The sequence below is a fragment of the Dehalococcoidia bacterium genome (genome assembly GCA_040902535.1).
Classification (GTDB): domain Bacteria; phylum Chloroflexota; class Dehalococcoidia; order DSTF01; family JACRBR01; genus JBBDXD01.
Genome location: JBBDXD010000015.1, coordinates 15,493 through 28,976 on the forward strand (window position 1 = coordinate 15,493; position 13,484 = coordinate 28,976).

The 13,484-nt window shown below is 65.4% G+C and carries 17 protein-coding genes and 1 pseudogene; 10 read left to right on the forward strand and 8 right to left on the reverse strand.

Annotation, left to right across the window (positions count from 1 at the left end; translation table 11 throughout):
• Positions 1–33: 33 nt before the first annotated feature.
• The 3 genes and pseudogenes from WEB52_07175 to WEB52_07185 all read left to right on the forward strand — a co-directional run bounded on the left by WEB52_07175 (position 34) and on the right by WEB52_07185 (position 2,034).
• A complete protein-coding gene (locus WEB52_07175) occupies positions 34–1,194 on the forward strand; it encodes a beta-ketoacyl synthase N-terminal-like domain-containing protein (protein ID MEX2226212.1) in 1,161 nt (386 codons plus the stop codon).
• Between the two features lie 105 nt (positions 1,195–1,299).
• Entirely contained in the window at positions 1,300–1,608 is a 309-nt protein-coding gene (locus WEB52_07180; protein ID MEX2226213.1) for a type II toxin-antitoxin system prevent-host-death family antitoxin, read from the forward strand.
• Between the two features lie 117 nt (positions 1,609–1,725).
• A pseudogene (locus WEB52_07185) lies at positions 1,726–2,034 on the forward strand (putative toxin-antitoxin system toxin component, PIN family).
• 7 nt (positions 2,035–2,041) lie between these two features.
• Here the strand turns inward: WEB52_07185 and WEB52_07190 are convergent.
• From WEB52_07190 to WEB52_07205, 4 genes are all read right to left on the reverse strand, one after another.
• A complete protein-coding gene (locus WEB52_07190) occupies positions 2,042–2,320 on the reverse strand; it encodes a MoaD/ThiS family protein (GenBank protein MEX2226214.1) in 279 nt (92 codons plus the stop codon).
• A 30-nt stretch (positions 2,321–2,350) separates the two neighbouring features.
• Entirely contained in the window at positions 2,351–2,803 is a 453-nt protein-coding gene (locus WEB52_07195; protein MEX2226215.1) for a hypothetical protein, read from the reverse strand.
• A gap of 3 nt (positions 2,804–2,806) precedes the next feature.
• Positions 2,807–3,550, reverse strand: coding sequence for an arsenite methyltransferase (arsM, locus tag WEB52_07200; protein MEX2226216.1), 744 nt, complete (start codon positions 3,548–3,550; stop codon positions 2,807–2,809).
• 74 nt (positions 3,551–3,624) lie between these two features.
• A complete protein-coding gene (locus WEB52_07205; protein ID MEX2226217.1) occupies positions 3,625–3,927 on the reverse strand; it encodes a metalloregulator ArsR/SmtB family transcription factor in 303 nt (100 codons plus the stop codon).
• A 167-nt stretch (positions 3,928–4,094) separates the two neighbouring features.
• On the opposite strand from WEB52_07205, the gene WEB52_07210 reads away from it, so the two are divergent.
• Both WEB52_07210 and WEB52_07215 read left to right on the forward strand, forming a co-directional pair.
• Positions 4,095–4,676, forward strand: a complete 582-nt coding sequence (locus WEB52_07210) for a DUF4433 domain-containing protein (protein ID MEX2226218.1) — start codon at positions 4,095–4,097, stop codon at positions 4,674–4,676.
• Between the two features lie 13 nt (positions 4,677–4,689).
• Complete coding sequence (locus WEB52_07215) at positions 4,690–5,757, forward strand: macro domain-containing protein (protein ID MEX2226219.1); 1,068 nt, start codon at positions 4,690–4,692, stop codon at positions 5,755–5,757.
• Between the two features lie 203 nt (positions 5,758–5,960).
• Here the strand turns inward: WEB52_07215 and WEB52_07220 are convergent, their stop codons facing one another.
• Both WEB52_07220 and WEB52_07225 read right to left on the reverse strand, forming a co-directional pair.
• The gene (locus WEB52_07220; GenBank protein ID MEX2226220.1) at positions 5,961–6,494 is read right to left on the reverse strand and encodes an adenylate/guanylate cyclase domain-containing protein; all 534 of its coding nucleotides are present in this window, start codon (positions 6,492–6,494) and stop codon (positions 5,961–5,963) included.
• Positions 6,491–7,198, reverse strand: coding sequence for a DUF4097 family beta strand repeat-containing protein (locus WEB52_07225; GenBank protein ID MEX2226221.1), 708 nt, complete (start codon positions 7,196–7,198; stop codon positions 6,491–6,493). The genes WEB52_07220 and WEB52_07225 overlap by 4 nt, the downstream gene beginning before the upstream one ends.
• A 261-nt stretch (positions 7,199–7,459) precedes the next feature.
• Between WEB52_07225 and WEB52_07230 the strand changes: the two genes are divergently transcribed.
• Both WEB52_07230 and WEB52_07235 read left to right on the forward strand, forming a co-directional pair.
• Positions 7,460–7,732: a hypothetical protein gene (locus tag WEB52_07230; protein MEX2226222.1), complete on the forward strand. Its 273-nt coding sequence runs from the start codon at positions 7,460–7,462 to the stop codon at positions 7,730–7,732.
• A gap of 6 nt (positions 7,733–7,738) precedes the next feature.
• Positions 7,739–8,230 carry an aspartyl protease family protein gene (locus WEB52_07235; GenBank protein ID MEX2226223.1) on the forward strand — a complete coding sequence of 164 codons (492 nt, stop codon included), beginning with the start codon at positions 7,739–7,741 and terminating at the stop codon, positions 8,228–8,230.
• A gap of 20 nt (positions 8,231–8,250) precedes the next feature.
• Here the strand turns inward: WEB52_07235 and lysS are convergent, their stop codons facing one another.
• Both lysS and greA read right to left on the reverse strand, forming a co-directional pair.
• On the reverse strand, positions 8,251–9,729 hold the full coding sequence (gene lysS / locus WEB52_07240; protein ID MEX2226224.1) for a lysine--tRNA ligase: 1,479 nt from the start codon (positions 9,727–9,729) through the stop codon (positions 8,251–8,253).
• A gap of 132 nt (positions 9,730–9,861) precedes the next feature.
• Positions 9,862–10,332 carry a transcription elongation factor GreA gene (greA, locus tag WEB52_07245; protein MEX2226225.1) on the reverse strand — a complete coding sequence of 157 codons (471 nt, stop codon included), beginning with the start codon at positions 10,330–10,332 and terminating at the stop codon, positions 9,862–9,864.
• Between the two features lie 327 nt (positions 10,333–10,659).
• Here greA and WEB52_07250 point away from each other — a divergent pair, with 327 nt between their 5' ends.
• Genes WEB52_07250 through coaD form a run of 3 tightly spaced genes read left to right on the forward strand, consistent with a single transcriptional unit; the run spans position 10,660 to position 13,400 of the window.
• Positions 10,660–12,339, forward strand: a complete 1,680-nt coding sequence (locus WEB52_07250; GenBank protein MEX2226226.1) for a hypothetical protein — start codon at positions 10,660–10,662, stop codon at positions 12,337–12,339.
• Positions 12,340–12,348: 9 nt separating this feature from the next.
• A complete protein-coding gene (locus WEB52_07255) occupies positions 12,349–12,921 on the forward strand; it encodes an RsmD family RNA methyltransferase (protein ID MEX2226227.1) in 573 nt (190 codons plus the stop codon).
• Positions 12,918–13,400, forward strand: coding sequence for a pantetheine-phosphate adenylyltransferase (gene coaD / locus WEB52_07260; protein ID MEX2226228.1), 483 nt, complete (start codon positions 12,918–12,920; stop codon positions 13,398–13,400). The genes WEB52_07255 and coaD overlap by 4 nt, the downstream gene beginning before the upstream one ends.
• Positions 13,401–13,484 lie beyond the last annotated feature (84 nt).

Genomic DNA, 13,484 nt, shown 5'->3' on the forward strand with positions numbered 1-13,484 from the left:
TACCACCGTCCACCGGCTACCGTTTCCACCGCTATGGCCGATGACATTCGCGTCTGCATCACCGGCGTCGGCGCCGTATCTCCGTTCGGCCGCAGCGCCAACGACCTCTGGGCTGCGCTCGCGGCGGCCCGCAGCGCCATCGCGTCCGTAACGTCGTTCGATGCATCGGGCCTCGGTTGCCGCATCGCCGGCGAGATCCGCGACTACGCGCCGCGCCCCGACGTCGACCCCGAAGCCGCCGCCGCCATGGACCGCCGCTCCCTGCTCGCCGCCGACGCCGCCATCCAGGCGCTCGTCGAGGCGGACGTGCCGATCAACGCCGAGACCGTCTCACAGATCGGCGTCCTCGTCGGCACCGAGATGCCCGAGGGCTCCATCGCCACCGCCGCGCAGGTCGCGCGCACGATTAGCGCCGCCGGGCCGGTGACGCACTTGTCGAACGGCGCCGCGGGTGGGCTGATGGCGATCGGCGAGGGCGCGGAGTGGATCCGCCGCGAGGAGTGCTCGATCGTCCTCGCCGGCGGCGCCGAAGCACCCGTCACGCCCGACGCGCTCGCGCACTTCGATGCGCTGAACATGCTCTCGCGCGCGAACAACGATCCGCAGCACGCAGTACGGCCATGGGACGCGCAGCGCAACGGATTCGCTCTGAGCGAAGGCGCCGCGTTCGTCGTGCTGGAAAGCGAGGAGCAGGCGGTGCGCCGTGCCGCGAACATCCTCGCCTACGTCGAAGGCTACGGCTCGACGTTCAGCCGCGCCCCCGTCGCGCACGCCGCCGCCAATCCGTACGACGCCGGGCGCGCCATGCAGACCGCGCTCATCAAGTGGGACCTGACGTTGCAGGGCGAAATCGACGTCATCTTCGCATCGGCCGGCGGCGGCGCCATCGATGCCATCGAAGGCCAGGCGATCCGCCGCGTCTGGGGCCCGAACACCGACAAACTCTGGGCAACCTCGATCAAAGGCGCGCTCGGCCACACGCTCGGCGCCTCGGGCGCGTTTAACGTGATCGCCGCCGTCTTCGCGCTGCAGGCCGGGCTGATTCCGCCCACGCTCAACCTCGATGAGCAGGATCCCGACTGCGGCCAGCTCGAAGTCGTCACCGAAGACGTCCGCCGCCTCCACGGCACCAAGGCCATGGTCAACGCCATAGGTCGCGGGCACGCCGCAAGCCTGATCGTCGCCCGCCCCTAGCTTTCACACTCCCGCACGTCCACGATTGCGCTCAACCGTGGTGGATGATCGTGCAGAAGTCACAATTGCTATGATCGTGCACAAAGCACAACTAGGAGGACCACGATGAAACGCACCGTCACCGCCGTCGAAGCCCGCCGCAACCTGGGTGAACTGCTCGAACAGGTCTACTACCGCGGCGACGAGATCGTCATCGAACGCGCCGGCAAGCCCATGGCCACCCTGGTGCCAGCAGGCCGCGCCGTGGCGATGGACATATCGCGCGATGAGTCGCGCGCATGGATCGCCGACTGGATGCAGCGCAACGCCGAGCTCAACAAGGATCTCACTGAAGAGGAAGTCGAACGTCTCGTCAATCAAGAGGTGAAGGCAGTCCGGGCTGCCTCCAAGCGGCGACGCGCCAAGTCGGCTTGAAGGTCGTCGTCGACACAAACGTCGTGGTCAGCGCTCTCATGTACCCGGCATCCACATCGGGTTCGGTCCTTATGAACTGCGTACAAGGGCGCGCGGAATGGATTATCAGCGCGCCGCTACTCAACGATAGATGTGGTGCTTGGCCGCGAAGCTATCCTTAAGCGAGTCGACGGCGGCATAGCCAGTGTCAGACGGTTCCAACGTGAAGTCTTAGCGAGCGCACAGATCGTCGAGCCGCACAGACGCGTTCACGCTGCACGCGATCCGGCAGACGACAAGTTCCTCGAAGCAGCGATCGCCGGCGACGCGCGCTACATCATCACCGGCGATCAGGATCTGCTCGTGCTCGGCTCGTTTGAAGGCGTGAGCATCGTCACGCCCGCTCAGTTCCTGGAGTTGTTGCCGGCGACGGAGTCAGAGGCCTGATCCCACATCAAGCCTGATGCCGTTCGCCGTCCACGCTCTCGCCACCACCGGCGATCGGCGGGATCAGCTCCACGCGATCGCCGTCCGACAAGACGTGGTCCGCGGCGATCATCTCCTCGCCGACCGCGCACACGAGCGTGTTCATGAACGGCTCGACCTGCGGGTACTCATCGACGAGTCGATCGCGCAACGTCGCGATCGTCGCGCCCGCCGGCAACGCCATCTCGATGTCAGACTTCCCGACAAGCCCTTGCAGCCCCGCGAAGAGCCGCACGTTCACGTTCATCGCCGGCACCCGGCGTTCAGCATCACGCGCTCAAACAGCATCATCGAAGTCGTCCTCATCGTCGTCCAGATCCGCGTCGGTGACGCCAATCTCATCGAGCAACGCCCGCACGCGGTCGGCGATCTCGTCGCGGATCGCGCGCACCTCATCGACCGGCTTGCCCGATGGATCGTCGACCTCCCAGTCGACGTAGCGCTTGCCGGGGTACACAGGACAGGCGTCGCCGCAACCCATCGTCACCACGACGTCCGCGGCCGCGACCGCCGCGTCCTGCAACAGCTTCGGCGTCGCGTGCGACAGGTCGACGCCCACCTCGCGCATCACCTCTGCCACCGCCGGATGCAGCGCCGAAGCGGGCTGCGACCCCGCCGATCGTACGTCGACGCGCCCGCGGGCCATCAGCGCGGTCAACGCGGCGGCCATCTGCGACCGCCCCGCGTTGTGTACGCACACGAACAGCACCGCGGGCACATCGACACTCATCGATTAGCAGCAACCACCTGCGTTTCGGGGCTTGTGCGCGGAAATCGTCGCACTGTACCACGGCTTCTCGCCGACCTTGCTGCGGCTGTCGACGCTGACGTTCGTGAAGCCCGCCTGCACGAGGCGGCCCAGGTAGTCAGACTCCAGCAGCGCGCCCGCCGCGCAGCCCGCCCACAGCGACAGGTCGTCGCGCTCTTCGCTCGAAAGGTCGCGCGACAGCACGATGTCGCTGACGTGGAAGCGCCCGCCCGGCGCCAGCACGCGGAACGACTCGCGGAACACCGCGTCCTTATCCGGCGACAGGTTGATCACGCAGTTCGAGATGATCACGTCCACCTTCGCGTCGTCGATCGGCATCGACTCCATCTCGCCCTTGCGAAACTCGACGTTCGTCGCGCCGAGCTTGTCGCGGTTGGCGTTCGCCAGCGCCAGCATGTCGTCCGTCATGTCGAGGCCGATGACGCGGCCACGCTCGCCGACCGCCTTCGCCGCGATGAAGCAATCGAGCCCGGCGCCGGAGCCCAGGTCGACGACGACCTCACCCTCGCGCAGGCCGGCGATCGCCGTCGGGTTACCGCAGCCGTACGACGTCACCGTCTCCGGCAGGTCGGCGACCTCGTCGACGACGTACAGCTTGTCGCGATAGCCCTTGCTGTCCGTCCCGCAACACGACGACGCCACCTCGCGCGCGCGGCCGCCGTAGTGCTCCTTCACCGCTTCCTTGATCTCGTCCGCTGTTCGGGCCATGACAGAACCTCCTGCTGTGCTAATCGGATTTTACCGATAACCGGATGAAACAAAAACGGCGCGCCCGCGGGCCATCAGCAACAAGCGTCGCTGAGCGCGCCGAATTCCCGCTTGAGCCATGCCAGCGCCTGGGGCTCCAGGCAGTAGCACGTGTTCGGACCCTCGATCGTCCCGCGGACGATGCCGGCGTCCTTCAGCACCTTCAGGTGCTCGGATACCGTCGACTGCGCCAGCGGCAGCTCGTCGACGAGGTCGCCGCAGACGCACGCCTGCCGCGCCGCCAGCAGCTTCACGATGCGGAACCGCGCCGGATGCGCAATCGCCCGCAGCATCGCCACCGTCCGCGCCTCCTCCCGGGTCTGCTCGATCACCTTCATATCGGGAATTTACGATGACATCGACGAAAAGTCAAGACAACAGGAGTGGGGATACTGGCCAAACCCCCTGGAACTGCTCGTGCGGCCCCAGATTTCGCGATATCGATACAATATAGGCCAATGCCGCCAATATTCCACATCACTCCATATGATAACTCGCCTCGATCATTGACCGCGGCGAGCTCTGCTGCGATAAGCGCCGCATTGAGTTGAGGATCACCCGAAGAAACATCGCGCACACGAATATAAAAGAGTGGCGCGCGGAGACCGACGTTCCCGTCGGGCCAAAGGGCACCCTGGACGATTACGTACCGTTCTACTTCGCGCCCCGATCGCCAATGCTGCTCTCCATCCACGGGGGCCACGTCGACGGGTACGCCGGCGGGCAGAGACGAATCATGCACATAGTTTCAACTTGCGAGGCAGTGGCTGAGCACGGGTTGCCTTTCGTCTTCACGGATGGGCATGCACCCATGGCGCCACTGAGCCGCTTCTACGACGACCTTTGCGAGCTTGATAGAGTTGACTGGAGCGTTATGCCGTTGACTTACTGGAACGACACACAGGCGCAGCCGGACCGCAAAAGGAAGCGGCAGGCCGAGTTCCTAGTTTATAGGTCGTTCCCATGGACCCTCGTGACCGAGATCGGCGTTATCAATGCGACTGCAAAAGAAGTGGTTGACGGGATCGTCGCGGCGGGGGATCATCGCCCGAAGGTAGTTGTGCGACCCGGCTGGTACTACAACTGAGGCACATGCAAACATGATCGAACAGGTAAGGGGAAACCTGCTTGAGGCCGATGCTGAGGCGCTGGTCAATACAGTGAACACTGTAGGGATCATGGGCAAAGGCATCGCCCTACAGTTCCGCCAAGCATACCCCGAGGTGTACGCCGAGTACCGACGCGCATGTGCTCACGACGAATTGCGCCCGGGCTCCGTCCAAGTTGTTCCGATCCAGCGGCTAGGCGGACCGAAGTACGTCATTAACGTCCCGACCAAGCGCCATTGGAAGGGCAAAGCGCGACTCACAGACATTGACTCAGGACTGCGCGCACTAACGAAGGCCATTCGGGAATATGGAATTACATCAGTAGCGGTACCTCCGCTCGGTTGCGGTAACGGCGGTCTGGACTGGCGCGATGTCGAACCGCGCATTAGGCGGGTGCTGGGTTCGCTCGATGGGGTTCGCGTCCTCGTTTACCCACCCGACGGAGCACCGGCAGCTAATCGGATGCCAGTTGCGACGAAGAGACCAAGGATGACGGCGGTACGTGCCGCGATCATCCTGCTGCTGAAACGCTACGGCATGCCTGGCTATAAACTTAGCCTTCTCGAGATCCAGAAGCTCGCGTATCTGCTCGAAAAGGGCGGCGAGCCGCTAAGGCTCGACTTCGCAAAGGACAAGTTCGGGCCTTACTCGGAGAAGCTCCATCACGTATTGCAACCCCTTGAGGGCCATTACATCCGTGGTTACGGTGATCGAAGCGCCAACTCGTCTATCGCAGTTACTGACGAGGCTGTTCACGAAGCGATGCTTGCCCTCGAAGGGCACACGGACTCCCAACAACACTTGCATGATGTGGCGAAAGTTATTCAGGGGTTCGAGACCCCGTACGGCATGGAGCTGTTGGCCACCGTGCATTGGGTGGCGAATGAGGATGAGTCGGCTGCAGCTGATGCCCGTGCAGCAGTTCAGGCGGTCCACCGATGGAACGCGCGCAAGCGGCGGACCTTCACGCCGAAGCACATTGAGGTCGCATGGCAGCGACTGTCCGACGCCGGGTGGCTACGTGCTGGCCAGGTGCCCTCAAGCGACCCAGCGCCGTAGCTCGTTACCGTACCTGCTTCGCGCAAGGGCGGGCACGTTCACGACGAGCTAGCTCAACGCATCAAGGAGCCACCACTTCGTCCGACGAATCCGGTTGCCGTTCAGCTTCCGTTAGCCCTTGAGCCGAGAGAGCACACGCTCGGTGGACACGCGCTTCCCTGTGAACCGCCTTCCAGTCTTAAGGGGCGGCTCCGGCGGCCCCCTCACCCACGCTCCGCACGAAACAAGTTGATCGGCGCAGGAATCCCCTTCATCACCACCGGCCCCAACTGCTCGAGCTGCACGCCCGAAAGCCGCCCCTCCGCTCCCTTCACCGTCGACTCAGACGCCAGCACCTCACCGGAACTCGCCAAATTGACGATGCGCGACGCCACGTTCACGTCGTGCCCGACGAGATCCGTGCCGCGCCGCGACTGCCGCCCCGTGTGCATGCCGATGCGCACCCACAACGCCAGGTCCTCGTCGCTGGTCTCCGTCTCGAACCGCTCCTGCAGCCGCAGCCCCGTCTCGATCGCGTCGCAAGCGTCATCGAACCAGAGCATCAGCCCATCGCCCAGTTCCTTCACGATGCGGCCGCTGTCCGACAACTCCTCCCGCACGATCGCCTCCTGGCGCGCGAGCAGCGCCACCGCATCGCCGTCGCCGCGCGCCGCAGTGAACTCCGTGAACCCGACGATGTCCGTGAACATCACGGTCCCCGCAACGACGCTCGCCTCTGCCGCCGTCGCCGCCGTCATGCCGGCACGACCTCGATCGACCCCGACAGCGAATGCGCTTCGATGCGGCAGTCGCGCCCTTCCGCGAAGTCGCAGCGCACGCTGCCGCGCGTCTTGAACAGCGTGTGCGGCTCCGTGCCCGCCGGCAGTACGATACGCATCTTGCCGGAGATCGTCTTCAGCGCGATCACGCCGTCACCCAGCGCATTCAGGTCGATGCTGCCGCTGACGGTCTTCGCGCGCACGTCGCCGAGCACGCGGTCGAACTTGATCGACCCGGACACGCTCTGCGCGTACGCTGTATCGACGTCGCCGCCGTAGATCCTGCCGCTGACCGCGTTGAGGCGGCAGCGCCCGCGGCACCTGCCGACGGTGACCTTGCCGGAAAGCGAGCGCGCGTCGAGTTCCTCGGCGTCGTCGACCTCGATGTCGCCGCTCATCGTCGTGATGCTGATCGCGCCGAGTTTGCCCTGCATGCGGACGGAACCCGATTGCGTCCCGACCTGCACGTCGGTGTCGATCGGCGCCCGCACGGTCAGCGTCTTCGTGCCGCCGCGGCCCGAGCGCACCATCAGCGCGCCGCCGCCGTCTTCGACCCGCGTCTCGACGTCGTCCGTCTCGACTTCAATGTCCTCGCGCGCTTCCGCGATCACGAGCACCTTGCCCGACCGCGACTGCAGGCGCAGCGTCACCCCCACGGGCAGATCGAGCCGGCTTGTCTCCACGTCACGCCTCCTCACCGCCTACGCTGGCGATGGTGTCGGGTATTGTCGCTCTCAACACGCCCGCCGCTCAACCCGCTTCCAAATGCAGAATGCGTAAGGCAGCCCGACTCACCCGCTCCATATCGGGCGTAGAGCCTCTGCGCCGTCCGGGCCGCCGGCCCTCGGTGGAGCGCACGTCGTTCGACTCCGAGCCGCTAGGAGAAGGCCTTTTTTCGGTTCGAACCGTGAGTCCTACAGCTCGCGTCGCCTACAATACACGTGATGGATCCTGACGTTGTTGACATCATTGGAGATCCCGGCGTCCTCGAAAAGGAACTCGAGGCGTTCCGGGAAAGCGCGCGCGTCTTGTCGTCGAAACAGCGCCACCTGATCGCTCGCTACCCCAAGCGTTGGGTCGCGATCTACGAAGGAGACGTCGCTGCCGATGCTGCAACGCTGCACGAATTAATGGCTGAGATCGAAGATCGCGGTCTGCCTCGCGGCCACATGATCGTGCGCTACATCGACAAGAACCCTCGCAAGATGATCCTCTAGCCAGCGGTGCTGCACGGACGCTTTGGCGATACTACGGGCAGACCATATCTCGAAGGGCGAGTCTACTTCCCGCGATTTCGCCTGCATGGCGACGTCTCGTTTCTGGTCGACACCGGCGCCGACACAAGCCTCATCTCAGCTACTGACGCCATTCAAATCGGCATCGACTTCAGTGCCATCTCTCGAACGTCTGAAGCGCAGGGCATCGGAGGCATCGTAACCAGCTTCGTCGAGCCGGCGATCATTGTCTTCATCGAGCATGGTGTGGCGATCTGGGGGTATCGTGAAGACCTTGAAATTCTCCCACCACCTGACGCCGACGCGCACGACGGTTCGGAATTGATCGACGATCCGGATGAGTCTCTCAAACTGCCATCGCTGCTCGGCCGCGAGATATTGGACCGTTGGCGCATGGTGTACCAGCCGTCAGCGGACGAATTGTCCTTCGAAGTCGTGTCAGCTGATTTCACGATCGACCGTCGCACCTCCTCTCGATGAACACGAAGCGGGCGTGCCCCTCACTCCCGCCGCCGCAACTGCGGAAACAAGATCACTTCCCGTATCGACGTGTTGCCCGTCAAAATCATCACCAGCCGGTCGATGCCCATCCCGAATCCGCCCGTCGGTGGCATCCCGTGCTCCAGCGCGATCAGAAACTCCTCGTCCAACGTCTCCACTTCTTCGATGCCCGCGGCAGCCAGCCGCGCCTGCGTCTCCAGGCGCTCGCGCTGGTCGACGGGGTCGTTCAGCTCCGAGTACGCGTTGCCGATCTCGAACCCTGCCATGAACACCTCGAACCGCTCGACGATGCCCGGCTCGCCGGCCTTGCTCTTCGCCAGCGGCGAGATCTCCTTCGGATAGTCGAGCAGGAACGTCGGCTGGATCAGCTTCGGCTCGACGTACACCGAAACCGCCTCTTCGAGCAGCTTGCCCCATGACCAGCCGGCGTCGACCTCGATCTTCCGGCGCTGCAACTCCCCGAGCAGCGCGTCACGCGTGCGAAACTCCTCGAAGTCGATGCCCGCGTGCTCGATCAACGCCTCGCGCATCGTGACGCGACGCCACGGCGGCGCCAGCTCGATCTCGTGCTCACCGAAGCGGATCACGGTGGAGCCGAGCACGTCGCTCGCCATGCCGGACACCATCTCCTCCGCCATCGCAGCGACCGCCTGATAGTCGGCGTACGCCTCGTACGTTTCGAGCATCGTGAACTCGGGGTTGTACTTCCACGACACGCCTTCGTTGCGGAAGATGCGGCTCATCTCGTACACGCGGTCGAAGCCGCCGATGATCAGCCGCTTGAGGTGCAGCTCAAGCGAGATGCGCAGGTAAAAATCCTGGTCGAGCGCGCGATGATGCGTGACGAACGGCGTCGCGGCCGCGCCGCCTGCCTCCGCCTGCAGCACCGGCGTGTCCACTTCGATGAAGCCGCGTTCGTCCAGGAATCGGCGTATCCACGAGAGGACGCGCGCGCGCGTGCGAAAGATCTCGCGCACCTCCGCATTCGCCATCAGGTCCAGGTAGCGTTGCCGGTAGCGGATCTCGATGTCCTCGATGCCGTGCCACTTCTCCGGCGGCGGCCGCAGCGCCTTCGACACCATGGCGAACTCGCGCACCTCGACGCTCACTTCGCCGGCGCGCGTGCGCATCAGCGGACCGCTCGCCGCCATGAAGTCTCCCAGGTCGAAGTCGTCGAGCTGTTCGAACGCGTCGCCGAGCACGTCGCGCTTGAAGAACGCCTGGATGCGTCCCGTGCCGTCGCGCAGGTCCATGAACGCCGCCTTGCCCATGTCGCGACGCGCCGTGACGCGTCCGGTGACGCTCACGTGCGGAGCGTCCCCGGCGCTGCCTGCCGCCTCCCACGCCTCGAACGCCGCGACGGCCTCCTCCGACGTATGCGTGCGCACGACGCGCGGCGGATACGGGTCGATGCCGCGCGCGCGGATCCGCTGCAGTTTCTCCATCCGTTGCGCGATCAGTTCATCTTCGCCCGGCATCGTCTGTCACCTTCCGCGTCAGGCCGCCCCAAGTCGGTTTTACCGCTCGATACTAGTGCATACACCGCAAGGCACGAGAAAGGGCGGTCGCCGCAACGACCGCCCCTTGCATCCTGATCGTGCGGTCGCGCGCTAACTGATCTTCGTGATCTTCAGCGTCACCAGGCCCTTCGGCACGTTCACCTGCACCTCTTCGTTGACCTTCTTGCCCATCAGCGCGCGCCCCACCGGCGACTCGTTGCTGATCCGGCCGTCGCGCGGATCAGCCTCCGCCGGCCCGACGATCGTGTACTCGCTTAACCCTCCATCGCTGCTCTTCACCTTGACGGTGCTGCCGAGGATGACGAGCTTCGACTTGTGCGCGCCGTCTTCATCGATGATCGCCGCGTTCTGGATCAGCGCCTGGAGCTGTTGGATGCGCCCCTCGACCATTGCCTGCTCGTTCTTCGCGTCCTCATACTCGGCGTTGTTCTGCGTGCTCGAAAGTTCCTTCGCCTGCTTGATCTTCTCGGCGACCTCGGGCCGCCGCACCGTCTCCAGGTGGCGCAGTTCGCGCTCGATCTTCGTCAGACCTTCGCGTGTAATGGGCTGAGGCTTGTCCATGGTGTCCCCCGTTCCGTCGGCGTCAATGCTGTTAGACGCTTCGGCTGGAGCAAGCTGTGGGCGATCCGGAAACGAGAAAAAAACTGAGGCGCCGGGCCTCAGTAGCGGTTCGTCGCGGGATTATACAGCCGTCCGTAGGGCCTGTAAAGGCTCCAATGTTGCACTTTCATTGCTACCCCGCCGCTGCTCCGCCGAAGGTGGACATCTATGATTTGCCCTTTGCGGGCTGCATCGCCACACTTCCCCGCGTGACCGGCCACCGGCCGTCGCGCCAGATCCGACACGGAGGTACGGGCCGCTCAGCGCCACGCCGGCGCGCGGCCGCATATGGCTAGCGAGCAGCGGGGTCCGTTCGACCGGATCCTCAAGACCACCACCCCACCCCCGGCCGGCGAGCCCGAACGCCGCGACCGTTCCGCCATCTACATCGGCGGCACGATCATCGGACTCGCGATCCTCCTGCTCGTGCTCGTGTTGCCGCCCATCTCGATCCTCAGCGGCGATGGCAGCGCGGACATCCCGAGCGGCCCCGGCGATGCTGATTCGTTGAGTTCCGAACGGCGCGGCGGCGTCCCCAAACTTCCCGCCGGCCTCGAAGCCGTCAGCGGACTCTTCGACATGTCAGCGCCCGAAGATCAGCGCGGCGCCTCCGCGATCACGATCAGCCTCGATGAGGCGCAGACCGACGCGCGCAACCTCGCCCTCTACTCCTATATCGACAGCGCCTGGCAGCGCCTCAGCGATGTGACGCTCGTCGCGAACGGCGACGCCGTGCGTGGCGAACTCGGCGCGCTGCCCGGCAACGTCATCGTCCTGCGCCGCAGCGCGACGCTGCTGCAGGTCGCCGGCTCGATCCCCGCCGGCACGAACATCGATCCCGGTGCGGAGGCGGTGCTCACAACGCTGCACCCGATCGTCTTCATTCCCGCCGATGATGGCGCGCTTGCAGGCGAGCCGCCCGCCGTGCCGGGGCCCGCGTACCGCGTCGTGCCGGGCCTCGTCGCACCCGTGCCCGAGGTCGTCGACAACATCCTCCGCTCGACGGAACTGCGGCCCGCGCACGCCACCGCGATCGCCGCCCAGGTCACGCAGGGCAACTACGCCGGCATCCTCGTCGACTATCGCAACGTCAACGAGACGCTCGGCGAGCAGTACACCGATTTCGTCCGCCAACTCGCCGATGCGCTGCACGCCGATGGCCGCACCCTCACCCTGTTGCTGCCCATGCCGCTCAGGGAGGGCGGCGAGATGCAGACCGGCGCCTTCGACTGGGAAGCGCTCGGCGGACTCGCCGATAGCATCGAGATGCTCGGCGAACCCGACCAGGAACTCTACTTCCAGCGCACCGAAGAAGCGCTCGACTACATCGTCGAGCGCGTCGACCGCAGCAAGGTCCTGATCACCGTCACCACGTTGAGCACAGAGCGCGGCGGCGATGGCCTGCGCACGCTCCCCTTCAACGACGCCATGGCGCTCGCCAGCCAGATCAGCGTCGTCAACGAAGGGGAGATCGTGCCCAACGCGCAGGTGCCGCTCATCGCCCGCAACCTGGCGCAGAGCGAGGGCTCGAGCGGCCTCCACTGGGACGACGCCGCGCGATCCGTGACGTTTGCCTACCCCGGCCTCGGCGGCCGACGCACCGCCTGGGTCGCCAACCAGTTCAGCATCCGCTTCCGGCTCGAACTGGCGCAGCGCTACAACCTGGGCGGCGTCGCCTTCAACGACGTCTCCGTCGAAAGCGGCGGCGCCAACGTCTGGCCGGCCGTGCAGGAGATCGCCGACACCGGCAGCACGACGCTCTCGAAGCCGAACGGCGAGCTGTTCGTGCCGCAGTGGTCCGCCAACCAGGGCACCGTTAGCCCGGCAACCGGCGACGCCGTCACATGGACATCGCCCGCCGATCCCGGCACCTACGAGATCACGATCATCATCAGCGATGGCGTGCTTCGCCTGGCGCAACGCTCGGCGCTAAACGTCGTGCCGCCGCCCGCCGCCGAAGGCGAGTAGCGCGTCCCCATGCGCGTGATCGCCGGCTCCGCACGCGGGCGCGCGCTCAAAAGCCCGCCGAAACCGAAAGCCGCCGGCAAGCCCGGCATCCGCCCCACATCCGACATGGTCCGCGGCGTCATCTTCGACATGCTCGATGCCCTCGGAGCCGACTATCAGCGCGTGCTCGACCTCTATGCGGGCACCGGCGCGCTCGGCATCGAAGCGCTCAGCCGCGGCGAGGGCACGGCCGACTTCGTCGACAGCGACGGCACCGCAGCCAACGTCATCACCGAGAACCTCCGCGCCACCGGGTTCGCCGCGCGCGCGAGGCTGCACCGCTTCGATGCGAAGCAGGCCGTGTCAAGGCTCCAGGGTCCGTACACCCTCGTCCTCTCGGACCCCCCGTATTACGATGAGGACGCCTTCGAGGCGGCGCGCGCCGTCGCGGAGTCGCCGCTCGCCACCGACGCGACGGTGATCGTCGTCGAGCACGAGCGGCGCAGCGCCCCGCCCGATGCGCTCGGGCCGCTGCCGCTCTACCGTTCGAGGCGGCACGGCGATACGGTCGTGTCGATCTACGCGCAGGAGGATGCCGAGTGATTGTCGCGATCTATCCGGGCCGCTTCGACCCCGTCACCAACGGCCACCGCGGCATCGCCCGCCGCGCGGCGCGCCTCTTCGATCGCGTGATCGTCGCCCCCGTCGAACTGCACGAGAGCAACTCGCTCTTCCCAACAAACGTGCGCTGCGACATGTTTCGCGAAGCCATCGCCGACTGCCCGAACATCGAAGTGCAGTCGTACTCGGGCCTCACCGTCGACTTCGCGAAAGCGCAGGGCGCGACCGTCATCGTCCGCTCCATGCGCGCCGTCACCGACTTCGAGGCCGAGTTCGACATGGCGCTCATGAACCAGAAGATGGCGCCGGGTATCGAATCGATCTATCTGATGGCCAGTTTGGAGCACCTCTTCATCAGCGGTACGCGCATTCGCGAGGTATCCGCGCTGGGGTATGATGTGTCCGACTTGGTACCGCCGCACGTCTGGAAGGCGTTGCAGGCCAAGTTCCACAAGACTTGATCGGTGCGCCCGCGCAGGCGCCGTGACCTAACGAACGGACCGCCGACGGGCATTCGCGCCGCGGCACGCAGGGAGGTGCGCCAT